This is a genomic window from Xanthobacter flavus, assembly GCF_017875275.1.
Classification (GTDB): domain Bacteria; phylum Pseudomonadota; class Alphaproteobacteria; order Rhizobiales; family Xanthobacteraceae; genus Xanthobacter; species Xanthobacter flavus_A.
The window spans coordinates 2,830,747-2,854,430 of record NZ_JAGGML010000001.1; the positions used below are offsets into that span (position 1 = coordinate 2,830,747).

Here is a 23,684-nt window from a genome sequence, read left to right on the forward strand (position 1 = left end):
GAGCCTCGACAGGAGGCGGCCATGGCCGACACCCTGACACTGAAGCCATCCGCGGCGGGCGCCCCTCCTGCCGCCCCCGCCGCGCATGTGGACGGACGGCGCATGTTCGCCTTCCTGTGCATGGTGTTCGGCATGTTCATGGCGATCCTGGACATCCAGATCGTCTCCGCCTCGCTGGCCGAGATCCAGGCGGGCCTTGCCGCGTCGTCTGATGAAATCTCCTGGGTGCAGACCAGCTACCTCATCGCCGAGGTGGTGATGATCCCGCTCTCGGGCTTCCTGTCCCGGGCGCTGTCCACCCGCTGGCTGTTCGCGGCCTCGGCGGCGGGCTTCACGCTCATGAGCTTCATGTGCGCGACCGCTTCCTCCATCAACGAGATGATCGTCTACCGCGCGCTGCAGGGGTTCCTGGGCGGCGGCATGATCCCCACCGTCTTCGCCGCCGCCTACACGGTGTTCCCGCGCGAGAAGCAGCCCATCGTGGCGCCCATGATCGGCCTCGTGGCGACGCTGGCGCCGACCATCGGGCCGACGGTGGGCGGCTATCTCACCGACCTGTTCTCCTGGCACTGGCTGTTCCTCATCAACGTCATCCCCGGCATCTTCGTGGTGCTGGCGGCGGTGACGCTGATCGACTTCGACGAGCCGGACTTCTCGCTGCTCGACAAGTTCGACTGGTGGGGCCTCCTCTTCATGGCGGGCTTCCTCGGCAGCCTCGAATTCGTGCTGGAGGAGGGGCCGACCAACGACTGGTTCGAGGACCAGTACATCGTCGCCTTCGCCATCGTGTGCGGGCTGTCGTCCCTCGCCTTCTTCGCGCGCGTCTTCTCCACCGACCATCCGGTGGTGGACCTGCGCGCGTTCGAGAACCGCAATTTCTCCATCGGCTCGGCCTTCAGCTTCATCATGGGCATCGGGCTCTACGGCCTCACCTATCTCTATCCCGTCTTCCTCGGGCGGGTGCGCGGCTACTCGGCGCTGCAGATCGGCGAGACCATGTTCGTCACCGGCATCGCCATGTTCCTCACCGCGCCCATCGCCGGGCGGCTGATGACCAAGATCGACCCGCGCATCATGATGGGCGCGGGCTTCGCCGCCTTCGCGGTGGGCACCTGGTGGGTCACCTTCATCACCAAGGACTGGGATTTCTGGGAACTGTTCATCCCGCAGATCCTGCGCGGGGTGGGGCTGATGATCGCGATGATCCCCATCAACAACATCTCGCTGGGCACCATGCCGCCGGCGCAGATGAAGAACGCCTCCGGCCTGTTCAACCTCATGCGCAACCTCGGCGGCGCGGTGGGCCTCGCGCTCATCAACACGGTGCTGAACAACCGCTGGGACCTCCACCTCGCCCGCCTGCACGAGCATGTGGAATGGGCGAGCGCGGCGGCCGTGGAACGGCTCGACACCATCACCGCGGGCTTCGCGAAGCTCGGCTCGGATGCCTCGGCCGCCGCGTTGAAGCAGATGGCCGCGATCGTGCGCCAGCAGGCGCTGGTGATGGCCTTCGGGGATGTCTTCTACCTGCTCACCTTCCTGTTCTGCGCGCTGGTCATCGCCTCGCCGCTCATGCGCCGGCCCAAACCCGGCGCCGGAAGGGGCGGGGGCCACTGAGTGGTTCCGGCGCTCCGCCGCCGGCCCTCCATCCCGCGACAGCCTGACGTTTCCGTGATCCCGCATTGCGGAACCGCACGGTCGCGGCCGCGTTGGACGCCGGTTCGGCTGGCGACCTACTGGCCGCTCGGACCTATCCGTGCGCATGCTCAGACAACGGCCACGCTCGCGCCGCTCCACATCCGTTTCCAACAGCCACAGGCACCCGTCCGAAGGAGGATCAGGCACCCATGGCGAGCTCCCCCGATCTCGATATCAACCGGCGCGACGTGATCCTCGCCGGGGCCGCCGCGGCGGTCGCCTCTTCCCTTCCTGGCGGTGCCGAGGCACAGGCCGCCGCGCCTCCGGCGGGCGCAGGGCCTACCCGCGCCACGGTCTCCCTCACCGTCAACGGTGTCATCCGCGAGCTGGAGGTGGATACCCGCACCACGCTGCTCGACCTCCTGCGCGAAACCCTCCACCTCACCGGCACCAAGAAGGGCTGCGACCACGGACAGTGCGGCGCCTGCACGGTGATCGTGGACGGGCGGCGGATCAATTCCTGCCTCTCCCTCGCGCTCATGCACGAGCACCAGAACGTCACCACCATCGAAGGCCTTGGCACGCCCGATGACCTCCACCCCATGCAGGCGGCGTTCGTGGCGCATGACGGCTACCAGTGCGGCTATTGCACGCCGGGGCAGATCTGCTCGGCGGTGGCGGTGATCGCCGAGGTGAAGGCCGACATTCCAAGCCACGTCACCGACGACCTCACCGTTCCCGTCGAACTCACCGAGGCGGAAATCCGCGAGCGCATGAGCGGAAACATCTGCCGCTGCGGCGCCTATTCCAACATCGTGGAGGCCATCGTCGAGGCCGGGAGGCGCGCATGAGGCCCTTCACCTACGAGCGCGCCCTGACGCCCGCCGACGCGGCGGGCGCGGCTGCGGCGAACCCCGGCGCGCGCTTCATCGCCGGCGGCACCAACCTCCTCGATCTCATGAAGCTGCAGATCGAGACGCCGAGCCACCTCATCGACGTGAACGGCCTCGGCCTCGACCGCATCGAGGCGACCGACGACGGCGGCCTGCGCATCGGCGCGCTGGTGCGCAACACCGACCTTGCCGCCGACGCGCGGGTGCGGCGGGATTATCCCGTGCTCTCCCGCGCGCTTCTCGCCGGGGCGTCGGCCCAGTTGCGCAACAAGGCGACCACCGCGGGCAACCTGCTCCAGCGCACGCGCTGCCCCTACTTCTATGACCCCGCGCAGGCCTGCAACAAGCGCAGCCCCGGCAGCGGCTGCGCCGCGCTCGGCGGCTATTCGCGCCAGCTCGCGGTGATCGGCGTGAGCGAGGCCTGCATCGCCACCCATCCGAGCGACATGGCCGTGGCCATGCGCGCCCTCGATGCGGTGGTGGAGACGGTGCAGCCCACCGGCACCACGCGGAAGATCGCCATCGCCGACTTCCATCGCCTGCCCGGCGACACGCCGCACATCGAGACCGCGCTGGAGCCCGGCGAGCTCATCACCGCCGTCACCTTGCCGAAGCCGCTGGGCGGGCGGCAGGTCTATCGCAAGGTGCGCGACCGCGCCTCCTACGCCTTCGCCCTCGTCTCGGTGGCGGCGGTGGTTCAGGAGGATGGCACCGGGCGCATCGCCGTCGGCGGCGTGGCTCACAAGCCGTGGCGGGTGGAGGCGGCGGAGGCCGAGCTGCCGCGCGGCGCGAAGGCCGTGTCCGAGCGCCTGCTCGCGGGCGCCAGGCCCACCCACGACAATGCCTTCAAGATCACGCTCGTGGAACGCACCATCGGCGCCGTGCTGGCGGACGGGAGGACCTGAGCCATGAAGTTCGAGACCCCTGCCGCCGACAATCCCATCGACCAGCTCAAGGTCATCGGCCACCCGCTGCCGCGCATCGACGGGCCGTTCAAGACCACCGGCACCGCGCCCTATGCCTATGAGCGGCACGACGTGGCCCCCACCGCCGCCCACGGCTTCGTGGTGGGCACGACCATCGCCAAGGGGCGCGTGACCGGCATCGACACGGCGGCGGCCGAGGCTTCGCCCGGCGTGCTCGCCGTGGTGACGGCCGCCAACGCGGGGCCGCTGAAGAAGGGCAATTTCAATACTGCCCACCTCATCGCCGGGCCGGAGGTGGAGCATTATCACCAGGCCGTGGCTCTGGTGGTGGCCGAGACCTTCGAGCAGGCCCGCGCGGCCGCCGCTCTGGTGAAGGTGGACTATGCGCCGGCCGAGGGCGCCTTCGACCTCGCCAAGGCCATGGACGGCGCGGTGAAGCCCGAGAAGGGCGACGGCATGGGCGGGCCGGCCGACACAATGGTGGGCGATTTCCACGGTGCCTTCGCCGCCGCCCCCGTGCGCCTCGACGCCACCTATTCCACGCCCGATCAGGCCCACGCCATGATGGAGCCGCACGCCTCCACCGCCGCCTGGGAGGGCGACCGGCTGACGGTGTGGACCTCCAACCAGATGATCGAGTGGGGCCGGGGCGATCTCGCCAGGATGCTCGGCCTGCCCAAGGACAAGGTGCGCCTCGTCTCGCCATTCATCGGCGGCGGGTTCGGCGGCAAATTGTTCGTCCGGGCCGATGCGCTGCTGGCGGCGCTGGGCGCGCGGGCGGCGCGGCGGCCGGTGAAGGTGGCGCTGCATCGTCCCCTGATGTTCAACAACACCACGCACCGCCCCGCCACCATCCAGCGCATCCGCATCGGCGCGGGGCGGGACGGGCGCATCACCGCCATCGGCCACGAGAGCTGGTCCGGCGACCTGCCCGGCGGCGGGCTGGAGACGGCGGTGAACCAGACGCGCCTGCTCTACGCCGGCGCCCATCGCCTCACCGCCATGCGGCTCGCCACCTTGCACCTGCCCGAGGGCAACGCCATGCGCGCGCCCGGCGAGGCGCCGGGCATGATGGCGCTGGAAATCGCCATGGACGAGATGGCGGAGCGGCTCGGCCTCGACCCGGTGGAGTTCCGCATCCTCAACGACACCGAGCGCGACCCCGAAAACCCCGACCGCCCCTTCTCCCAGCGCCAGCTGGTCGCCTGCCTGCGCCTCGGTGCGGAACGGTTCGGCTGGAGCCGGCGCAACCCGAAGCCCGGACAGGTGCGCGAGGGTGACCTTCTGGTGGGTCTCGGCATGGCCGTGGGCTTCCGCAACAACCTCCTCATGAAGTCCGGCGCGCGGGTGCGGCTCGATGGCGAGGGCCGGGTGACGGTGGAAACCGCCATGACCGACATCGGCACCGGCAGCTACACCATCCTCGCCCAGACAGCAGCGGAGATGATGGGTGTGGGGCTCGACAAGGTGCGCGTTCTACTGGGCGATTCCGACCTGCCGGCCTCCTGCGGCTCGGGCGGCCAGTGGGGCGCCAACAACGCCACCTCCGGCGTCTATGCGGCCTGCATGAAGCTACGCGAGGAGGTGGCCCGCAAGCTCGGCTTCAATTCGCAGGAAGCCACGTTCTCCGACGGCGAGGTGCGCGCCGGCAACCGCTCCGTGCCGCTGGCGCAGGCGGCGGGGGCGGAGGGGCTGACGGCGGAGGACGCCATCGAATATGGCGACCTCGGAAAGCGCTACCAGCAATCCACCTTCGCCGGCCATTTCGTGGAGGTGGCGGTGGATGCCGCCACCGGCGAGGCGCGGGTGCGCCGCATGCTCGCGGTGTGCGCCGCCGGCCGCATCCTCAACCCCAAGACCGCGCGCAGCCAGGTGATCGGCGCCATGACCATGGGTGTTGGTGCTGCGCTGTTCGAGGAGCTGGCGGTGGACCGCCGCCACGGCTTCTTCGTCAATCACGACCTCGCCGGATACGAGGTGCCCGTGCATGCGGACATCCCGCACCAGGAGGTGATCTTCCTCGACGAGACAGATCCCATCTCCTCGCCCATGAAGGCGAAGGGGGTGGGCGAGCTCGGCCTGTGCGGGGTGGGCGCGGCGGTGGCCAACGCGGTCTACAACGCGACGGGGGTGCGGGTGCGCGACTATCCCATCACCCTCGACAAATACATCCACCGCCTGCCCGAGGTGGGGTGAGCGGGAAAACGCCGGCGCAGGTGTCGGGTGCGTCGCGCGCCGTCCGTCATTGAAGTGACGGGCGGCGCCGCCGCCTCTGACAGGGAGAAGAGACATGCCCGGCTCCGTCCGCCTGCACCGCATCCTCACCGCCAGCCCGGAGAAGGTCTATCGCGCCTTCATCGAGGCCGATGCGCTGGCCAAATGGCTGCCGCCCAACGGCTTCACCTGCACGGTGCATCATCTCGACGCGGTGGTGGGCGGCACATTCCGCATGTCCTTCCGCAACTTCACCACCGGGCACAGCGATGCCTTCGGCGGCGAGTTCCACGAGCTGATCCCGGGCGAACTTGTGCGCTACACCGACCGCTTCGACACGCCCGCTCTGCCCGGCGACATCCACGTGACCATCGCGCTGAAGAAGGTCGCCATGGGCACCGAGCTGGAGATCTCGCAGAGCGGCATCCCCGACGTCATTCCCGTCGAGGCCTGCTATCTCGGCTGGCAGGAGTCGCTGCGCAATCTGGCGCGGCTGGTGGAGCCCGAGATCAACCAATAGCGCGGGGCCGGCGCGGTGGCCGCTCAGGCGCCGCGCGGGCTTTGTCGTTGCTTTCGCTCATGCGCCGCGCGGGCTTCAGGTCACATCTGCGCCCAGCTCCGCAGCAGGTTGTGATAGACGTTGGTGAGCTGCAGCACGGCCGCCTCGTCGTCCGGCAGCCGGCTGCGCACGGCCATGATGGCGAGGTCGAGGTCGTAGAGCAGCGCCCGCCGGCCATCGTCCTTGATCATGGACTGGGTCCAGAAGAAGGAGCCCCAGCGGCTGCCGCGGGTGATCTCGTTGACGCTGTGCAGGCTGCTCGCCGGATAGACCACCGCATGGCCGGCGGGGAGCTTCACCGCGTGGACGCCGTAGCTGTCCTCGATGAGGAGTTCGCCGCCATCGTAGTCGGCGGGATCGGTGAGGAAGACGGTGGTGGAGACATCCGCCCGCATGCGGCGCCCGGCGCCCGGCACGGCGCGGATGGCGCCGTCCACATGGGCGCCGAACTTCATGCCCACGTCGTAGCGATTGAACATGGGCGGCAGCACATGAAGCGGCATCGCCGCCGAATTGAAGACCGGGTTGCGGCCGAGCGCGCGCAGGATGAGATCGCCCAGCTCTAGAGCCTCGGCCGACTCCACCGGAATCTGCAAATTCCGCTTGGACTTCGCCGCCTGCTCGCCAGCCGTCACGCGGCCGTCCACCCAGGGCGAGGCCTCAAGCACGCGGCGGCAATGGGCGACCTCGGCGGCGGTAAGGAGTTCAGGGATTTCGACGAGCATCGCGCATCCTGGAACGGGAGAACGGCGGCACGGTTCAGAGCCGCGCCGCCGTGGTCGTCGAGGCCTGTGAAGGGCCTCAGAAGGTGTAGCCGACGCTCAGCGTGACCGAGCGGCCGGGCGCCGGAATGGCACGATTGCCCCAGCCCGAGGAGAAGTTCAGGGCGTTGGTGAGATTGTATCCGTTCAGCGCCACCCGATACTTGTCGTGCTTGTAGGAGACAAGCGCATCGAGCGAGAAGGTCTCGGGGATGATCGACGAATTGGCGCTGTTGGTGAAGTATCCATCGGCATAAGTGATTCCGCCGCCCACCAGCAGCTGCCCGGGAATTTGACGCACCACGCCACCCTTGATGAGGTCGTAGGTGGTCCACAGGGTGAAGTTGTTGGGCGAGACGAAGGGCACCTCGTTGCCCACATAGCTCAGCGTGGGCGAGGTTAGGATCGTCGTGGCGTAATAGGCGTAGCCGGCCTGGATGGTCCAGGCGTCGGTGATGTTGCCGGTCACGCCCAGCTCGATGCCCTGCACCCGCTGGGTTTCGCCCGTCTCCACCGGGTTGCCGGTGACGGGGTCCGTGTAAAAGACGTTGCTCTTGTTCACGCGGAAGATCGCGCCGGTGAGGCCGAGCTTGCCGTCCAGCACCGAGACCTTGGCGCCGGCTTCCCACGTCTCGTTGTCCTCCGGCTGGAGGTCGTTCTGCGTCGGGCTGACCACCGTCACGTCGTTGGTGGGGAAGGCGCCCTGCGGGGTGAAGGACTTGGCGTAGGAGACGTAATAGGTCTGGGTCTTGGTGGGCTCCCAGATCAGCGAGGCCTTGGGACTCCAGAAGCGGGTGTCGGCATCGGTATAGACCCACGCCTTTTTCTTGTCTTTCGTTCCCGGGCAGACGCCGGTGGTCACGACGCACCAGTAATCGTATTCGGTGGAATAATTGTCCCAGCGGATGCCTCCAAGGATGGAGATCTGGTCGGTGAACCAGATGCGGTCGCTGGCGAAGGCGCCGAAATCCGTGGTGTTGCTGATCTTCTTGCCGTTGTTGCCGCGCGGATTTTCATACAGGAAGTAACCCGTCGTATTCGCGTAGACCGGAAACCAGATGGTCGACAGGCCCTTGGTGCCGGAGACCGACAGCGCGGTCCGGTTGTCGTCGACGAAGTAATAGTCGATGCCCGCCACCAGTTCATGCCTCAGGAAGCCGGTGTTGAACTTGGCGATCATGGTCGCCACGTTCTCGGCAGCGAAGCTCTCCTGCAGATAGCCGGGATTGCCGCCGCCGAAGGTGATGGCCGGGTTGTTGCCTGCGAAGAATTGGCCGGTGCAGCTCGCCGCGTAGGTTGCCGGGGTGGCGGGCACGGTGTTGGTCGATCCGTTGCTGCAACCCGGCACCGAGGTCGCGAAGTCGCGCGTGTAGTAGCCGACGCGGGTGTCGTTGGTGAAGGTCAGCCAGTCGTTGATCTCGTTCTTGTAGTTGGACGTGAACATGTTGGTGTCGGTACGGTCGCGGTCGGTCTCCTTGCCGTAGAAGTTGGAGCGCGGGACGCCCCATTCCGTCACCGGCTGGCCGAGGGAGCCGAACTTCTTCACGTCGTTGAAGAGGGGGGTGACGATGGGCACGCCATAATCCGGCGTGCGGTCGCCGTGCTGGTAGAGATAGTTGAGATAGAGCGTCTGGTTGGTGCCGAGGCCGAAGCCGAGCGAGCCCATGAGGCCCCAGCGGTTCGCCTCCACATGGTCGCGGTCCACCACGTCCTGGGCGTTGAACATGCCGACGATGCGGGCCGCCGTGGTGTCGTCGATCTGCTTGTTGAAGTCGAACACGCCGCGATAGAGCGGGCCGGAGCCGAACTGGCCGTCCACGTCATATTTGTCGCCGCGGTGCGCCTGCTTCAACTGCATGTTGATGGCGCCGCCCGTGGTGCCGGAGCCGAAGCTTTCCGAGCTGGGGCCCTTGAAAACCTCAACGTTTTCATATGCGAAGCTGTCGCGCACATAGACGCCGAAATCGCGCAGGCCGTTGACGAAGACGTCGCCCTTGGCCTGGAAGCCGCGGATGCGGAACTGGTCGCCGTTCATGCCGCCGCCGCCCTCGCCGATGCCGACGGTGACGCCCGGAACGTTGCGCAGCGCCTGCTCCAGCGTGGTCACGCCCTGCTGCTGCATGGTCTGCTGGGAGATGACGGTGACGGTCTGCGGCGTGTCCTGGAGGGTGCCGGGCAGGCGCGAGAGGCCGGTGGTCGCCTCCAGCGAATTGACCGGCTCGCCATCGGCATCGACCACGATGGTGGGCAGGTCCATGTCCCCGGCGTTGGGGGCGGGCGTGGTGGCCTGCTGCGCGAAGGCCTCCGCCAGCGGCACCGCCGAGAGGGTCATCGCAAGGCCGGCGCCGACCGTCGAGCGTGCCATGACGGGCCGAAGTGTGCTTAGTGCGCCCATGATCTTTCCCCGTATGGTGAGAGGCCCGGAGATGCTTCCGGCGGGCCGAGTTCGGCAATATTCGACCGCTGACGGAACGTGCGTCAGGGTGGTGTCTGCAATATTGTTCGAAGTAAAACTGTTCTAAGGTCTGTTGCGGACCCTGACGAGCAAAGCCTGGTTTGGGGCGCGTCCAACATCAGCCGTTGGACGCGCCACTTTGGAAGTCATCATTCTGTTACGGGAGGTATAAAGGCCCGCCGTTCCGCAGCGCAACAATTATGTTTTTGATCTGGTCCAAGGTGGGCGGAAAAGTGGCGAATTGTGATATTGCAATACTGAATGATACAATTCGCGACGTGATCTAAAATTGTTCAAAACAAGAACTGTTCCATTTAAGAACTGCGCGCTCATGGTTGACATCGGAAGCCGCGCCGGCGGTCTATCGCGCGTGATATACCCTTTGCGGGCCGGGCATGAGCGACGAGCGGATTTCCTACAGCGCCCTGAAGGGCATGAGCGCGGATGAGCTGCGCGCGCGGCTGTCCGCCGAGCCGGGGCGGAGCGCCGCGCTGGTGCGGGCGGCGGCGCACAATGGCATCAAGAGCGCGCAGGTGGTGTTCGGCCAGATGCTGCTCGACGGCACGGGCGTCGCGCGCGATGCCGAGGCCGCGTGCCGCTGGTTCGTCATCGCCGCCGATGCCGGCAGCCTCGACGGCGTGAACATGGTGGGCCGCTGCCACGAGAAGGGCTGGGGCGTGCCGTGCGACCTCGCCGAGGCTGAACGCCGTTACCGCGCGGCGGCGGAAGAGGGGCACGCCTGGGCGCAGTTCAACCTCGCCTCGCTGCTGGTGAACGCGGACGATTTCGCCGCCGATCCCGCCCGCGCCCTCCACTGGTTCGTGCGGGCGGCGCGGCAGGGAAATCCGAAGGCCATGGCCATGATCGGAAGGTTCCTCGAACAGGGGTGGGGCCGGCCCGCCGATCCCGTCGCCGCGCGCCGCTGGTATCGCCGCGCGGCGCTGGGCGGCGATTATCGCGGCCAGTTCGACTATGCCCGCACGCGCTACGAGGACGGCGCGGCGGAGGAGGCGCGCGTCTGGTTCGCGCGATCCATCGAGGCGGGGGTCCCGGACTTCTGCCGGCTGGCGGCGGAGGGCCTGAGCGCGTCAGGCGATCCGGCGCTTCAGGCGATCGCCGATCGCGCATCGGAGCGGGTGCGCCAGGCCGATGCGGCGCAGGCGGAGGCCGAACGGCGGGCGGCGCAGGAGATGGCGGCAGCGCGCGCCGCCGCCCGCAGCTCCCGCCCGCGGCGCGGCTTCGGGCGTTGGCTGCGCATGCGGTGAGGCCCGCCCATCTCAGTCCCGCGCCAGCGCCGTCACCGGATCGAGCCGCGAGGCGTTGCGCGCCGGCAGATAGCCGAAGCCCACCCCGATCAGGCTGGAGCACACCACGGCGGCGATGATGGAGCTTGCCGAATAGATCAGCGTGAAGTTCGAGCCCGAATAGGCGAACAGCACGCCGAACCCCAGCGCCAGCGCGATGCCGCTGACACCGCCCACGAGGCACACCAGCACCGCCTCGATGAGGAACTGGTTGAGGATGTCGCTCTGCCGCGCCCCCACCGCCATGCGCACGCCGATCTCGCCCACCCGCTCGGACACCGACACCAGCATGATGTTCATCACCCCGATGCCGCCGACGATGAGCGAGATGACCGCGATGGCGGCGATCAGCACCGTCATGGTCTCGGTGGTGGCGGTGATGGTGTTGCGGATGTCGTCGGTGTTGATGATGAAGAAGTCCTTGGTGCCGTGGCGCTGGGTGAGGAAGCGCGTCACCTGCTGCTCGGCGACATCCATGGGCGCGTCGTCGGCCACCTTCACGGTGATGGAGCGCAGCGAGTTGGAGCCCACGAAGCGCGTCTGCACCGAGGTGAAGGGCAGATAGACGGAGAGGTTCTGGCTGGAGCCGAACCCGCCCTGCTGGGGCGCCGCCACCCCCACCACGCGGGCGAACACGTCGCCGATGAGGATCACCTTGCCGAGCGGCCCGCCGGGCACGTCCTGGAACAGGGTGCGGCGGGTGTTCTCGTCGATCACCGCATCAAGCTCGCGCCCGCGCACGCTGTCGGCGTCGAACAGCCGGCCCTGCGTCAGCCGCACGCCCTTGGCGGCGAAATAGCCGTCGCCGACGCCGTTGATGAGGGCGCTGGCCTCGGTGCCGCCGTAGCGCACGGTGGTGGATTTGGAGACGGTCGGCGTCACCGCCGCCACATAATGCTGGCGGGCGAGGGCGTCGGCGTCCGCCACCACCAGCGTGGTGATGCGGCCCGAGCGTGTGTCGCCGAAGGTGCGGCCGGCGAAGATCTCCAGCGTGTTGGTGCCGAGGCTGGAGATGTTGGCGAGCACCTTCTGCCGCGAGCCCTCGCCCAGCGCCACCACGCACACCACCGAGGCGATGCCGATGATGATGCCCAGCATGGTGAGGAAGGTGCGCAGCCGGTGCGCGTTCATGGCCAGAAGCGCCATGATGAAGGCTTCATAGAGCCGGTCGCCGAAGGCGCGCCAGCGGGCGAGGCGCGAGGCCGGTGCGGCGGCGGGCTTGGGCTCGCTCACGATGCGGGTGCGGGCGGCGGCCGAGGGTCGGTCGGCGACGATCTCGCCGTCGCGGATCTCGATTACGCGCTGCGCCCGCTCGGCCACCTTCATGTCGTGGGTGACGATGATGATGGTGCGGCCTTCCGCGTTCAGCTCGTCGAGGATGCGCAGCACCTCGGCGCCGCTCTTCGAATCGAGCGCGCCGGTGGGCTCGTCGGCGAGGATCACGTCGGCGCCGTTCATCAGCGCGCGGGCGATGGAGACGCGCTGCTGCTGGCCGCCGGAGAGCTGGCCCGGCCGATGGCCGGTGCGATCCGCCATGCCGAGCCGGGCGAGGATGGCCTCCGCCCGCTCGCGCCGCGCCTCGGCATTGGCGCCGGCATAGACGGCTGGAATTTCGACGTTGCCGAGTGCGGAGAGTTCGCCCAGCAAATGGTAGCGCTGGAAGATGAAGCCGAAATGCTCGCGCCGGAGCGCCGCCAGCTCGTCCGGCTCCAGCGCCGCCGTCTCCTTGCCGCTCACCCGGTAGCTGCCGGAGGTGGGCCGGTCGAGGCAGCCGAGGATGTTCATGAGCGTGGACTTGCCGGAGCCCGAGGCGCCGACGATGGCCACCATCTCGCCGCGCGCGATGTCGAGGTCGATGCCCTTCAGCGCCGCGATGGTGCCCTCGCCGGAGGGATATTCGCGCCACACGCCCTTGAGCTGGATGAGCGGCGCCTCGCCGGTTCCGGCCACGGGCGGAGCAAGGGATATGTTCATGCCGGCGGCTCCCTCACAGCCCGCCCATGGGCGGGCGGCGGGGCGGGCCACCGGCGCCACCGCCGGCCACGGCTTCGCCCGTCACCACGCGTTCACCCTCTTGAAGGCCGGAGCGGATCTCCGCCGTCACCTTGTCGTTGAGGCCGACCTCCACACGCCGGCGCTCCACCGAACCGTCGGCATTGAGCACGCGCACCCGCCAGCCCTTGCCGGCGCGCTCCAGGGCGGTGGCGGGCACGGTGAGCACATTCTCCGCCCGGCCGAGGATGATGTGGACCTCGGGCGTCATGTAGGTCCGCAGCTGCCCCTTGGGGTTCGGCACGTCGAACACGCCGATGTAATAGATCGCCGACGAGGTGGTGGAGGACGAGGAGGACGAAGAGCTGCTGCTGGTGGTGGAGAAGCTGCTGTCGTTCTTCAGGCTCTCCGGCGCGGGCTCGATGAAGCCGAGCTTGGCGGTGTGCCGCTCGTCCGGCGCGCCGACGACCGTGAACCACAGGGGCATTCCCGGCGCCACCTTGATGATGTCCGCCTCGGAAATCTCCGCGCGCACCGTCATCACGTCCAGCTGGCCGAGGATGGCGACGGTGGGGGCCGTCTGGCTCGCGTTCAGGGTCTGGCCCTGCTGCGCCACCAGGGCGAGCACGGTGCCATCGGCCGGGGCGGTGATCTGGGTGTAGCCGAGATTGGCGCGGGCGGTGTCCACCGCCACCTGCGCGGAGATGATCTGGGCATCGAGCGCCGCGAGCTGCGCGCGGGTGACCTTCACCGCCGAATCGGCCGCCTCGTAGTCCGCCTGCGAGACGGCCTTCTGCGCCACCATGGTCTTCTGGCGGGCAAGGGTCTGCTCGTTCAGCACGAGGGTCGCCTCCTTCTCCGCCTTCTGGGCGCGGGTGTTGGCGAGGGAGGCCTCCGCCGTGCGCAAAGCGTTCTCCTGCGTGACCGAGTCGATCTGGGCGATGAGGTCGCCCTTCTTCACCGTGTCGCCCAGCTTCACCTTGATGGCGAGGATGCGGCCCGAGGCCTGCGAGCCCACCGCCACGAGGTTGGAGGGCTTCAGCGTGCCGGAAGCCAGCACCGTCTCCTCCAGATTGCCGCGGGTGACGGGTGCGCTCATCAGCCCGGCGCCGGGCACAGGGGCGGTGTAGCGGCTGTAGCCATAGGCGCCGGCGGCGATGAGGAGGATGAGGGCCAGCCAGCGCCACAGGCGGCGCCGGGGTTTCTTCTTCGTGCCCGTGGCGGCGGGCGCGCGGGTTTCGTCGAGGGGCGGCATGGCGTTCACGGTCGGGCGCTCCCGTCACTGCTCGCGGGCGGCACGATGCGGGCGAAGTGGGGGCCGGTGTTCTGGTCCACCACTTCGGGCTTCGAGGTATCGACCACCCCGTCCCAGCCGCCGCCGAGCGCCTTGTTGAGGGCGATGTAATATTTGGTGGTCGCGACCCGGCTCTGGATGAGCTGCGTCTCGGCCGAATAAAGCGAGCGCTCCGCCGTGAGCACGTCGAGGAAGCTCGTGGAGCCGTTCTCGTAGAGCGCGCGCGAGAGCCGCGCCGCCTCCCGGTAGGAGGTGGCGGCAATGGTCAGCTTGCCGGTCTTGAGGCGCTGCTGGGTCAGCGACACGGAGGCGTTCTCCACATCCTCCAGCGCCGTGAGCACGCTCGCCCGGTAGGCGATGAAGGACACGTCGCGATTGGCCTCCGCCACATCCACGAGTGCCTTCAATTGCCCGCCGGTGAAGATCGGCACGGTGAGCGTCGGCCCGAAGGCCCAGCTGATGGAAGAGGCGCGGCCGAGATTGCCGAGCTGCGAGCCGGTGGTGTCGATGTTGCCGGAGAGGCTGATGGCCGGATAGCGGTTCGCCTCCGCCTGCCCGATGAGGGCGGTGGACTGGCCGAGCTGGCGCTCCGCCGCCCGTACGTCCGGCCGGTTGGTGAGCACATCGGCCGGAATGCCGCGCGGCACCGGCAGGCGCGGGGAGGGGACGGGCTTGACCCGCGACAGCCGCAGCATGAGCGCCGCCGGCGGCTGGCCGGTGAGCACAGAGATGCGGTGGATGGCCGCCGCGAGGGACGCTTCCAGCTCCGGGATGTTGGCCTCGGTGGAGGCGACGAGGCCGGAGGCGTTGGCAAGGTCCACGGCGGAGGCGGCGCCGGCATCGAGCTTGCGCCGGGTGAGCGCCTCCGTCTCCCGCTGCGAGGCGGCGGTGCGGCGGGCCAGCGCGATCTGCGCCTGATAGCCGCGCACGTCCGCATAATAGGAGGCGACATCCCCCACCAGCGTCAGCAGCGCCGCGTCGAGGTCGTTGACCACCGCATCCACATTGTAGGCCGCCGCCTCCACCCCCCGGCGGTTGGCGCCGAACAGGTCGATCTCCCAACTGGCATCGAGGCCGGCCTGATACTGGCCGTAGCTGTTGTCCACGGTGACGTCGCCGCCGGTGGAGACCCCGCCGCCGCTGTCGCCCCGCGTGCCGGAGGCGTTGCCGGTGACCTGCGGGAACAGCGATCCCACCTGCTGGCGGTAGGAGGCGCGGGCGGCGCGCACATTGGCCTTGGCGGTCGCCACATCGAGATTGCCGGCGACCGCCTCCGCCATCAAAGCATCGAGCATGGGATCGCCCATGCGCCGCCACCATGCCTTCAGCTGGGGCGCGGCCTCCCCCGTCTTCGCCGTCGCGCCCCATTGGCTGGGGAGGGTGAGCGCCGGCGTGTCATATTCCGGCCCCACCGCGCAGGCGGAGAGGGTGAGGGCCGCGAGGACGAGGGCGAGGCTGCCCGGGGCGACCCGGAGGGGTCTCCCGGAGGAGCGTCCGGCCGCGGCGGCGGTCGCCGGGCCAGATCGGCCTTCGAAACGATGCACGCGTAACCTGCCTTCCCGCCCCGAATCCAAACCTCGATTCGAATCTGAACCCGAACGCCGGCCTGACACCCACCGGAAACCCGGTGAAACTGCGCCACTATGGGGCATCAGTCGAACGTGTCCATGCGGACCCGCCCCGCGCCGATCCACTGCTCGATCTCCACCCGCGCCGCCTCCGGCTTCAGTCCGCCCTCCGTCACCAGCACGTCCGCAAGCGCCGCCAGCACCGCCTCCGACATGGCCCTGCGGCCGCAGATGTAGACCATGGCCTGCTTCTCCACGAGCCAGTCGAACGCGGTCGCGGCCTGCTCCCTGAGCCGGTCCTGCACCCGCGCGCCGTCATCGGGATCGCGCGAGAATGCAGTGTCCATGCGGGTTAGCGTGCCGTCGGCCAGGGCCGTCTCGAAGGCATCCCGCCACAGGAAATCGCCGTCACGATGGCGGTTGCCGAAGATCAGCCACGCCGGTCCCGCCCGCCCTGAGGCCCGCCGCTCCGCGATGAAGCCCGGGAACGGGGCGATGCCCGAGCCGGCGGCGATCATCACGATGGCGCGTGCGGGATCGTCCGGCGGGTTGAATGCGGGATGCGGATCGATCTGGGCTTCCACCGTAACCCCTTGTTTTGCCTCACGTAACAGGAATCCGGAGACGCGCCCGTAGTGCCGCGCACCATCCTCGGTCCAGTCGTGCAGGCGCACGGTCAGGGCGATGCGGCGCGGGTCGATCCGGCTGGAGCTGCCCACCGAATAGGAGCGCGGCCGCTCCCCCGCACCCGCCGCGATCCGCACCAGATCCCCGGGGCGGAAGGCGAGATCCTGCGCCCCTTCCAGCCAAATCTTCCATGTTTCCTGCGTGTTGGCGGCATCCGGCGCATCCAGGCGCTGGCGCTCCGCCACCGTGAGGGCGACCGGCGCGGAGACCGGCAGCAGGCCGGCCATGTCGCAGTTCAGGGCGAGTTCGCCGCGCACCGTATCCGCCCAGGCGAGGAAGGCGGCGGAGGGATCGCCGTCGGCCTCCCGCATATGCAGTGCCTCCACCCCGCCGGCCGCCACCAGCGCTGCCCTGAGGCGCTGGCCACCGCCGCAGAAATGGGTGTAGCTGCGATCGCCGAGGGCGAGCATCGCGAAGCGCATGCCTTTGAAATCGTTCGGCTTCAGCCTTTTCAACAGGGCGCGTGCCCCGTCCGGCACCTCCCCCTCCCCGGTGGAGGAGGCGACGACGAGCAGGAGGGGAAAGCGGGCGATATCCACCGGCTTCAACGCGCCGATGGGGGCCAGCGTCGCCTTCTCGCCGCCCGCGACCAGCCCCTCGAAGAGCGCCTTGGCGAGCCGCGCCGCCGTCCCGGTCTGGCTGGCATGCGCGACGAGGATGTCCCCGCCGCCCTTCACCGGCCGCGTCCGGTTGCGCGCCTTGCGGCGCACCCAGGACCACAGGCCGGTGACCGTAAGCCCCAGAAGTGCCAGCGAAATTCCGAAGTTCAGTGCGCCCGACCAAGCGCCGCCCCACGTACCCTCATGGATCTGCTTCACAAGGCTCGGGCCGCCGACGAGGGGCGTGACGCTCTGATCCGTCACCACGAAACCGCCCCCATTCCGGCCGGCGGCATCCGGCGCGAGCTGCAGCATCACCGTGCCGCCGCGAAACCTGCGGGCTCCGGCGAGGCGGCTGATGTCGAGGTCGCGCCCGGCGATGTCGAGGGCCTGGCTGATGGTCACGGGTCGCTTGGTCCGCGGCAGCTCGGGCCGCGATCCGGTGCCGATGTGGAGGGAGAGCATTACCGCCGTCACCGGCGACGTGAGCGTGAGCGGCAGCAGGAGCCAGCCCACGGCGGTGTGCCAGCCCATCAGGCTGTTGCGGAAGCGCAGCCAGGCCAGAAACGGCCCGGCGATCATGATCCCGAGCATGAGGAAGCTCGCCACCTCCACCACGAGGCCGAGGCCGAGCAGCAGTGTCTTGTGCAGTCCCTCCGCGGTGCGGAAGATATCGATGCCGCCAGCAGGCGCGGGCGTGTGGTCGCCGGTGGCCATGTCCCACCGGCCGGCGACGGCAGGATCCTGCCCCATCACCCGCAGCGCGCGGCCGCCCTCAACCACACTGATAGCGCCGGGCTGTCCCGCCTTCTCGACGGCGCCGAGGAGCCGGCCGAGGGCCGCGACGTCCACGGAGGCGCCGGGGCGCGGTCCCTGCGCGTCATTGAGGATGGGGCGGAACGACAGCACCGCCCCCGTGAGGATGATGACGAGGAAGACCGGCGTGAGGATCAGCGCGATCCAGCGGTGGAGGAAGATCAGCGTGCGGCGCACGGTGGCAAAGGACATCTTCGCTGCTCCAGACGGAACCTAAGCGTGCTGGCTGGACGCGCGGGGCGGTCTGGCTAGGCTTCGTTGCGGATGTTGTGCCTTATCCGCGTCTGGAAAATTTGTCCCGCGGCGGTCGCTTCGTAAATGTTCGTCCCATGCGGGGCGGCTGATACAGTTGGATACAAATTCGCGGTGGCGGCGCGCCGGCCTGTCGGCTCAAGTCGCCGGCGGGCAGCGCGGCCGGCATCCGCATCCCGCTCCCAAGAGAGACCAGAAACCCCACGGCAAATGGAACGCACGCCGCACATCCTCGTCGTCGACGACCATCGCGAGATCCGCGAGCTCCTCGCCAAGTACCTGACACGCAACGGGCTCCGGGTGAGCGTCGCGTCCGGCGGCGTGGACATGCGCCAGCAGATGCGCACCGGCACGTTCGACCTTGTGGTGCTGGACATCATGATGCCGGGGGAGGACGGCCTCACCCTGTGCCGCCAGCTTCGGCAGGGGAGTGATATTCCGGTCGTCCTGCTCACCGCCGTGGCCGAAGAGACCGACCGCATCGTCGGGCTGGAACTGGGCGCGGACGATTACGTCACCAAGCCGTTCAACCCGCGCGAGCTGCTCGCCCGCATCCGCGCCATCCTGCGCCGCGCGCAGGGACCGGCCCGGGCACAGCAGGGCGAGCCCACGCTCTATCGCTTCGACCGCTGGCAGCTCGACCCCGGCCGGCGCGTGCTGCTGGACGAGACCGGCAGCGAGGCGCGCCTCGGCAGCGCCGAGTTCCGGCTGCTGCTCGCCTTCGTGACCCGGCCGTCCGTGGTGCTCTCGCGCGACCAACTGCTCGACATCACCGCCGGCCGGCCGGCCCAGGTATTCGACCGCAGCATCGACAACCTCGTGAGCCGGCTGCGCCGCCGGATCGAGCGTGATCCGCAGAACCCCGCCCTCATCAAGACGGTGTGGGGCGACGGTTATGTCTTCGCCGCGCCGGTGGAGGTGGAGGCGTGAGCGCACGGAACCGGCTGCTGCGCTTCATCTGGCCGGGCAGTCTCGCGGGGCGGCTGGTGCTGCTGCTGGTGGCGACGCTGGCGCTGGCGCAGGGGCTTCTCGTGCTGGTGCTGCAAAGCGAGCACGACGCCGTGGTCGCCGGCATCGTGCGCGGACAGGCCCTCAGCCAGACGGTGACGCTCACCCGCCTCATCGAATCCATGCCCGAGGAGCAGGCCGACCGGCTCGCCGGCGCCTTCACGACGCGGGGCACCTGCGCCTGGGTTTCCGACGATCCGCCCGATCCGCACGAAATGACGCTGACGGAAGAGGGCCTCGCCCGCCTGCTGGGGCGCCGCCTGCATGGCGTCGGCAAGGGACCGCCGGCCGTGCGCATCCGCACCGATGGCCTCTGGGATCGCCGCTGCCCCGAGCGCAGCAGCGAGGATTTCCCCTGGCTGCGCCGCGGCACGGGTGGGCCTGTCCAGCCGCTGCGGCCGGGACTGGGCGTGGTGGCGCTCAGCGTGCCGCTCTCCGGTCAGCGCTGGTTGCACATGGATGCGGTGGTCGGCCTGCCAGGGATCTGGAGCCGGCCCATCGTGCTCTCCTTCCTGATCTCGGCGCTGGCCGTCTCGCTGGTGACGGTGGCCTGCGTGCGGTTGCAGACCCGCTCCCTGCGCTCGTTGGCCGATGCCTCCGAGCGCTTCGGCCGGGGCGAGACCGTTCCGCCTCTCGATGTGCACGGGCCGACCGAGGTGGCTGCGGCGACCCGCGCCTTCAACACCATGCAGCAGCGCCTGAGCCAGTTCATGCGCGACCGGATGCGCCTGCTTGCCTCGATCAGCCACGATTTGCGCACGCCGCTCACGACGCTGCGCCTCAAGGCCGAGTTCGTGGACGACGCGGAGGTGCGCAACGACATCATCGCCACCATCGACGAACTGGTCGCCATCTGCGAGGCGACGCTCGCCTTCACCCGTGCGGAGGCGACGAGCGAGGAAACCCGCACGGTGGACATCGCGGAGCTGTGCGCCGAAGTGGTGGACGAATTTGCCGGCGTCGGCGCCGATGCCGAGATGGCGGAGCATGCCGCCGGCGTGCTTTCGGCGCCCATCCTCCTGCCGTGCCGCCCGGTCGCGCTGCGGCGGGCGCTCCGCAACCTCGTGGACAATGCGGTGCGCTATGGCGGAAAAGCTGTGGTGTCCGTTCAGGCGCCGGTCGCCGGCACGGTCGCGATCCGGGTCGAGGACGATGGGCCCGGCCTTCCGGAAGATCGCTTCGAGGAGGCGTTCCAGCCCTTCGTGCGGCTGGAGCCCTCGCGCAGCACGGAGACCGGCGGCATTGGCCTCGGCCTCGCCATCGCCCGCAGCATCGTCAAGGCCCACGGCGGCGAGCTGACCCTCGCCAACCGCCCCGGCGGCGGCCTGTGTGCGAAGATCGTGCTGCCGACAGTCGGCTCCGGATCAGGAGCGGCCTGAGGCCGGGAGCTGCACAGCTTCAAGCGAGAGGGTGACAAGCAGGCCTGTGTGGTCGGAAAGGCGCCGCCCGTCATCGGTCTGGTTGGGCAGAACAGTGACCGAGATCGGTGCGAGGTCGCGGCCGTGCGCCACGTGGTCGATGGCGGCGGTGGGAAAACCGGCAATCGCGCCTGCCGTGGCAATCGCGAAACGCGGTCTCATGATGGCCTCCAGCCGCTCGAACACCGCAATCGGCGCGTGGCGGCGCGGAATGGTCTGGTTGAAGTCGCCGAGCAGGATGGTGCGGGCAGGGGCGTCCGCTCGGTCGAGGATGTGGCTGAGGCCGTCGAGGTAGCGGGTGTGCTCCTGCCAGGGGCGGCTATCGCGTCGCCCGGTGCTGACATGGGCGGCGCTCCAGGGAATGCAGACGCCAATCACGTCGAGCGGTCCATACGGCGTTGCAAGGCGGCCACGCACGAAGCGCCCCTTGGGCAGGGCGGCATCGCCGAAATTGTCGATCGCCTGCCAGGGCCAGCGGCTCCAGAGGAGAACCTTTCTGCGGTCTTCCCGGATGGGGTACCCGAAGTCCGCATCCGACACGATGCGTCCCGTCTCGTCGAGCAGGTCGAGATTGCTTTCGGTGAGGCAGATCAGGTCCGGGTCATGGGCGGCGATAATGGAGCGGATCGCCGCGCCGCGATCCGTGCGGGCGCGTTGCCACTGGACGTTCCAGAGAAGGATCCTGATCGAACTCATTGCCGCCGCCGCGGGCCGGGCATCGGCCCCGGCCGGGTGTTAGCCCGCGTCCACAGTGGCGGCAATGCCTCAGTCGTCCTCCATCTCCATCCGATAGAGGCCGGCGTCGGGCGTCGCGAGTGGGGCGGAGAGGGTGGCCTTGAGGGCGGTCGAGAAGAACAGGGGCGGCGCCATGGTGCGCGCCAGGTCGACCACCTTCTCCTTCAGCTCGGCCACCTTCGCCGGGTTCTGCGTGGAGAGGTCCGTCTTCTCCTCCGGGTCGGCGTCGAGGTCGAACAGCTCCACCTTCGGCGGCAGCAGCACGTGCCAGACGAGTTTCCACTTGCCCTGGCGCACGCCGCCGGTCGTCGGCTCCACATTGTAGATCAGCTCGTCGCGACCGGGGGCGCCGGCCGTCAGGGCGGCCCAGGCGTCCTTGCCGTCGAGGGGCTTGGCCTGCTTGAGGTCCGCGCCCGCGAGCTTGGCGAAGGTGGGCAGCATGTCCACGACATGCATCACGCCATCCGCCTGCCCCGGCTTGATGCGGCCCGGCCAGTTGGCCAGCGCCACGACGCGGGTGCCGCCCTCGTAGAGCGAGCCCTTGCCGTCGCGATAGGGGGCGTTGTTGGGGGGCGGATCGCCGGCCAGCGCCCCTTCGCCCACGAACATCTTGTTGCGGGTGCCGCCATTGTCCGAATGGAAGACGATGAGCGTGTTCTCGCGCATGCCGCGGGCCTCAAGCGCCGCCACCACCTTGCCGATCTGGTCATCCATGGCGGTGACCATCGCCGCATAGGCCCGCCGGGAGGGGTCGGCGATGTGCGCGTACATGTCGAGATAGGCCTGCGGCGCCTGGTAAGGCGTGTGCGGCGCGGTGAAGGCCAGATAGAGGAAGAGCGGGGCCTTGGGGTCGTGGGCGCTCAGCTGCCGCACGGCCTCGGCACCGAACAGGTCGGTGTCGTAGCCCTCTTCCTTCACCAGCGTGTTGTCGCGATACCAGTCGGTGACGCCGTGCGCCTCGTGCTTGAAATGGTCGATCTCGCCCACCAGCGGACCGTAGAAGCTGTCAAAGCCGCGCTGGCGGGGCCAGTATTTGCGATCCGCATGGCCGAGGTGCCACTTGCCGACCAGGGAGGTGCGGTAGCCCACGTCCTTCAGCGCCTGCGGCAGCAGGAATTCGTCGGTGGCAAGGCCGTAGGTGCCGCCGGAGGGGATCACGCCCACCTGCAGGCCGTAGCGCATGGGATAGCGTCCGGTCATCAGCGCCGCGCGGGTCGGCGTGCACAAGGGCTGGGTGTAGAATTGCGAGAGCTTCGCGCCGCCGGCGGCGAGGCGGTCGAGGTTCGGTGTCCTGATGTCCGAGCCGTGAAAGCCCACGTCGGCGAAGCCCAGGTCGTCGGCGAGGATGTAGAGGATGTGCGGACGCGGCACGCCCTGCGCCCGCGCGCCCGGTGCGAGCAGGGACAGGCCGGCGACGGCGGCGAGGAAGCCGGCGCTGCCGGCGAGCACGTCGCGCCGGCTCGGGGCGGACGCATCGATCCTCTCATCACGCTCGGTCACTTGAAACCTCTCAGCTGGTGAAGCGCCGCACACAGCGGAAGCCGATGTGAACGGAGCCGGTATCGAGGGATTGGGGCTGGCGCGCGGCGGGCCGATAGCGTCGGCAATAGCTGGGCGCACAGAGGTGTGAGCCGCCCTTGAGCACTTTTCGGGGCAAAGCGAGACCGGGGTTGGCCCATTCAAGGCTGTCTTCGATCGTCCCGCCACGCGGGTTGCGCGGCAGGCAGCAGGCCTTGGCCGCCGGCGCGGGATGGCGCGGGCGATACCAGTCGTCGGTCCACTCCCAGACATTGCCGATCATGTCGAGGAGGCCGAAGCCGTTGGCCGGGAAGGCGGTGACGGGCGATGTGCCGACGAAGCCGTCCTCGGCGAGGTTCTCCATCGGGAAGCGCCCCTGCCAGGTGTTGGCGCGATGGATGCCGCCCGGCGCCAGTTCGTCGCCGCCCCAGGCGAAGGCCGCGCCGTCAAGGTCGCCGCGCGCCGCGAACTCCCATTCCGCCTCCGTAGGCAGCGCCTTGCCGGCCCATGCCGCATAGGCCGCCGCGTCCGCGTGGCAGACGTGGACGACGGGGTGGTCCTCGATACCGGAAAGATCGCTGCCGTGGCCCTGCGGGTGGCGCCAGGATGCGCCGGGCACGAACTGCCACCAGCGGGTCCAATCGTCGGGATCGCCTGCACCGGCGGGCATGCGGAAGACCAGAGAGCCGGGCACCAGCAGGGCGGGGTCGGCACCGGGATAGTCTTCGGGATGGGGCGCCTGCTCGGCCACCGTGACATAGCCGCTGGCCGCGACGAAGCGGGCGAAGGCCTCATTGGTCACGGGGGTGCGGTCCATGAGGAAGGCGTCCACATGCACCTGATGGACCGGCGCCTCTTCGGGATAGTGATCGTCCGAGCCCATGCGGAACAGCCCGCCGGCGATCCGGATCATGTCCGGATCGCCGGCCGCGGCTGGTGCGTGCTCGACGGAGCCAGTCCCCTGATGTGCGACGGTGCAGTCGTTCTGCCCGTGCATGACCTCTCCGCCTGCGCCCGTTCCGCTCTCGGCCTGCGCCCGTTCATGTC

General features: G+C 69.0%; 17 protein-coding genes. 8 read left to right on the forward strand and 9 right to left on the reverse strand.

The window, feature by feature from the left end; translation table 11 throughout:
• Nucleotides 1-21: 21 nt before the first annotated feature.
• The 5 genes from J2126_RS13640 (at nt 22) to J2126_RS13660 (ending at nt 6,191) form a co-directional block, all read left to right on the forward strand.
• On the forward strand, nt 22-1,617 hold the full coding sequence (locus J2126_RS13640; protein WP_209487480.1) for a DHA2 family efflux MFS transporter permease subunit: 1,596 nt from the start codon (nt 22-24) through the stop codon (nt 1,615-1,617).
• Between the two features lie 230 nt (nt 1,618-1,847).
• Entirely contained in the window at nt 1,848-2,489 is a 642-nt protein-coding gene (gene paoA, locus J2126_RS13645; protein WP_209487481.1) for an aldehyde dehydrogenase iron-sulfur subunit PaoA, read from the forward strand.
• On the forward strand, nt 2,486-3,436 hold the full coding sequence (locus tag J2126_RS13650) for an FAD binding domain-containing protein (protein ID WP_209487482.1): 951 nt from the start codon (nt 2,486-2,488) through the stop codon (nt 3,434-3,436). The genes paoA and J2126_RS13650 overlap by 4 nt, the downstream gene beginning before the upstream one ends.
• A gap of 3 nt (nt 3,437-3,439) precedes the next feature.
• A complete protein-coding gene (paoC, locus tag J2126_RS13655) occupies nt 3,440-5,653 on the forward strand; it encodes an aldehyde oxidoreductase molybdenum-binding subunit PaoC (protein ID WP_209487483.1) in 2,214 nt (737 codons plus the stop codon).
• 94 nt (nt 5,654-5,747) lie between these two features.
• Nucleotides 5,748-6,191 (forward strand): SRPBCC family protein, encoded by a 444-nt coding sequence (locus J2126_RS13660; protein WP_209487484.1) that lies wholly within the window; start codon nt 5,748-5,750, stop codon nt 6,189-6,191.
• Nucleotides 6,192-6,271: 80 nt separating this feature from the next.
• Here the strand turns inward: J2126_RS13660 and J2126_RS13665 are convergent, their stop codons facing one another.
• Together J2126_RS13665 and J2126_RS13670 are read right to left on the reverse strand one after the other, a co-directional pair.
• Nucleotides 6,272-6,955: a Fe2+-dependent dioxygenase gene (locus J2126_RS13665; RefSeq protein WP_209487485.1), complete on the reverse strand. Its 684-nt coding sequence runs from the start codon at nt 6,953-6,955 to the stop codon at nt 6,272-6,274.
• A gap of 76 nt (nt 6,956-7,031) precedes the next feature.
• Nucleotides 7,032-9,386 carry a TonB-dependent receptor gene (locus J2126_RS13670; RefSeq protein WP_245327323.1) on the reverse strand — a complete coding sequence of 785 codons (2,355 nt, stop codon included), beginning with the start codon at nt 9,384-9,386 and terminating at the stop codon, nt 7,032-7,034.
• Nucleotides 9,387-9,841: 455 nt separating this feature from the next.
• On the opposite strand from J2126_RS13670, the gene J2126_RS13675 reads away from it, so the two are divergent.
• Nucleotides 9,842-10,711: a tetratricopeptide repeat protein gene (locus tag J2126_RS13675; protein WP_209487486.1), complete on the forward strand. Its 870-nt coding sequence runs from the start codon at nt 9,842-9,844 to the stop codon at nt 10,709-10,711.
• 12 nt (nt 10,712-10,723) lie between these two features.
• On the opposite strand, the gene J2126_RS13680 is transcribed toward J2126_RS13675, so the two are convergent.
• From J2126_RS13680 to J2126_RS13695, 4 genes are all read right to left on the reverse strand, one after another.
• On the reverse strand, nt 10,724-12,724 hold the full coding sequence (locus J2126_RS13680; RefSeq protein WP_209487487.1) for a MacB family efflux pump subunit: 2,001 nt from the start codon (nt 12,722-12,724) through the stop codon (nt 10,724-10,726).
• Between the two features lie 13 nt (nt 12,725-12,737).
• Nucleotides 12,738-13,997, reverse strand: coding sequence for an efflux RND transporter periplasmic adaptor subunit (locus tag J2126_RS13685; protein WP_209490149.1), 1,260 nt, complete (start codon nt 13,995-13,997; stop codon nt 12,738-12,740).
• Nucleotides 13,998-14,002: 5 nt separating this feature from the next.
• The gene (locus J2126_RS13690) at nt 14,003-15,580 is read right to left on the reverse strand and encodes an efflux transporter outer membrane subunit (protein ID WP_348634301.1); all 1,578 of its coding nucleotides are present in this window, start codon (nt 15,578-15,580) and stop codon (nt 14,003-14,005) included.
• Between the two features lie 107 nt (nt 15,581-15,687).
• Nucleotides 15,688-17,898 (reverse strand): PepSY domain-containing protein, encoded by a 2,211-nt coding sequence (locus J2126_RS13695; RefSeq protein ID WP_209487489.1) that lies wholly within the window; start codon nt 17,896-17,898, stop codon nt 15,688-15,690.
• Between the two features lie 270 nt (nt 17,899-18,168).
• Here J2126_RS13695 and J2126_RS13700 point away from each other — a divergent pair, with 270 nt between their 5' ends.
• Nucleotides 18,169-18,888 (forward strand): response regulator, encoded by a 720-nt coding sequence (locus J2126_RS13700; RefSeq protein ID WP_209487490.1) that lies wholly within the window; start codon nt 18,169-18,171, stop codon nt 18,886-18,888.
• Complete coding sequence (locus J2126_RS13705) at nt 18,885-20,345, forward strand: ATP-binding protein (protein WP_348634302.1); 1,461 nt, start codon at nt 18,885-18,887, stop codon at nt 20,343-20,345. The genes J2126_RS13700 and J2126_RS13705 overlap by 4 nt, the downstream gene beginning before the upstream one ends.
• Here J2126_RS13705 and J2126_RS13710 read toward each other — a convergent pair.
• The 3 genes from J2126_RS13710 to J2126_RS13720 form a co-directional block, all read right to left on the reverse strand.
• Nucleotides 20,331-21,080: an endonuclease/exonuclease/phosphatase family protein gene (locus tag J2126_RS13710; protein ID WP_209487491.1), complete on the reverse strand. Its 750-nt coding sequence runs from the start codon at nt 21,078-21,080 to the stop codon at nt 20,331-20,333. The two genes, J2126_RS13705 and J2126_RS13710, sit on opposite strands and share 15 nt — an antisense overlap.
• 69 nt (nt 21,081-21,149) lie before the next feature.
• Nucleotides 21,150-22,619, reverse strand: coding sequence for an arylsulfatase B (locus J2126_RS13715; protein ID WP_209487492.1), 1,470 nt, complete (start codon nt 22,617-22,619; stop codon nt 21,150-21,152).
• Between the two features lie 10 nt (nt 22,620-22,629).
• The gene (locus J2126_RS13720; RefSeq protein ID WP_432445329.1) at nt 22,630-23,634 is read right to left on the reverse strand and encodes a formylglycine-generating enzyme family protein; all 1,005 of its coding nucleotides are present in this window, start codon (nt 23,632-23,634) and stop codon (nt 22,630-22,632) included.
• Nucleotides 23,635-23,684: the final 50 nt, after the last annotated feature.

Coding starts and splice junctions, on each gene's coding strand:
- J2126_RS13640 (WP_209487480.1), top strand. CDS start 22: ATGGCCGACACCCTGACACTGAAGCCATCCGCGGCGGGCGCCCCTCCT.
- paoA (WP_209487481.1), top strand. CDS start 1,848: ATGGCGAGCTCCCCCGATCTCGATATCAACCGGCGCGACGTGATCCTC.
- J2126_RS13650 (WP_209487482.1), top strand. CDS start 2,486: ATGAGGCCCTTCACCTACGAGCGCGCCCTGACGCCCGCCGACGCGGCG.
- paoC (WP_209487483.1), top strand. CDS start 3,440: ATGAAGTTCGAGACCCCTGCCGCCGACAATCCCATCGACCAGCTCAAG.
- J2126_RS13660 (WP_209487484.1), top strand. CDS start 5,748: ATGCCCGGCTCCGTCCGCCTGCACCGCATCCTCACCGCCAGCCCGGAG.
- J2126_RS13665 (WP_209487485.1), bottom strand. CDS start 6,955: ATGCTCGTCGAAATCCCTGAACTCCTTACCGCCGCCGAGGTCGCCCAT.
- J2126_RS13670 (WP_245327323.1), bottom strand. CDS start 9,386: ATGGGCGCACTAAGCACACTTCGGCCCGTCATGGCACGCTCGACGGTC.
- J2126_RS13675 (WP_209487486.1), top strand. CDS start 9,842: ATGAGCGACGAGCGGATTTCCTACAGCGCCCTGAAGGGCATGAGCGCG.
- J2126_RS13680 (WP_209487487.1), bottom strand. CDS start 12,724: ATGAACATATCCCTTGCTCCGCCCGTGGCCGGAACCGGCGAGGCGCCG.
- J2126_RS13685 (WP_209490149.1), bottom strand. CDS start 13,997: ATGCCGCCCCTCGACGAAACCCGCGCGCCCGCCGCCACGGGCACGAAG.
- J2126_RS13695 (WP_209487489.1), bottom strand. CDS start 17,898: ATGTCCTTTGCCACCGTGCGCCGCACGCTGATCTTCCTCCACCGCTGG.
- J2126_RS13700 (WP_209487490.1), top strand. CDS start 18,169: ATGGAACGCACGCCGCACATCCTCGTCGTCGACGACCATCGCGAGATC.
- J2126_RS13710 (WP_209487491.1), bottom strand. CDS start 21,080: ATGAGTTCGATCAGGATCCTTCTCTGGAACGTCCAGTGGCAACGCGCC.
- J2126_RS13720 (WP_432445329.1), bottom strand. CDS start 23,634: ATGCACGGGCAGAACGACTGCACCGTCGCACATCAGGGGACTGGCTCC.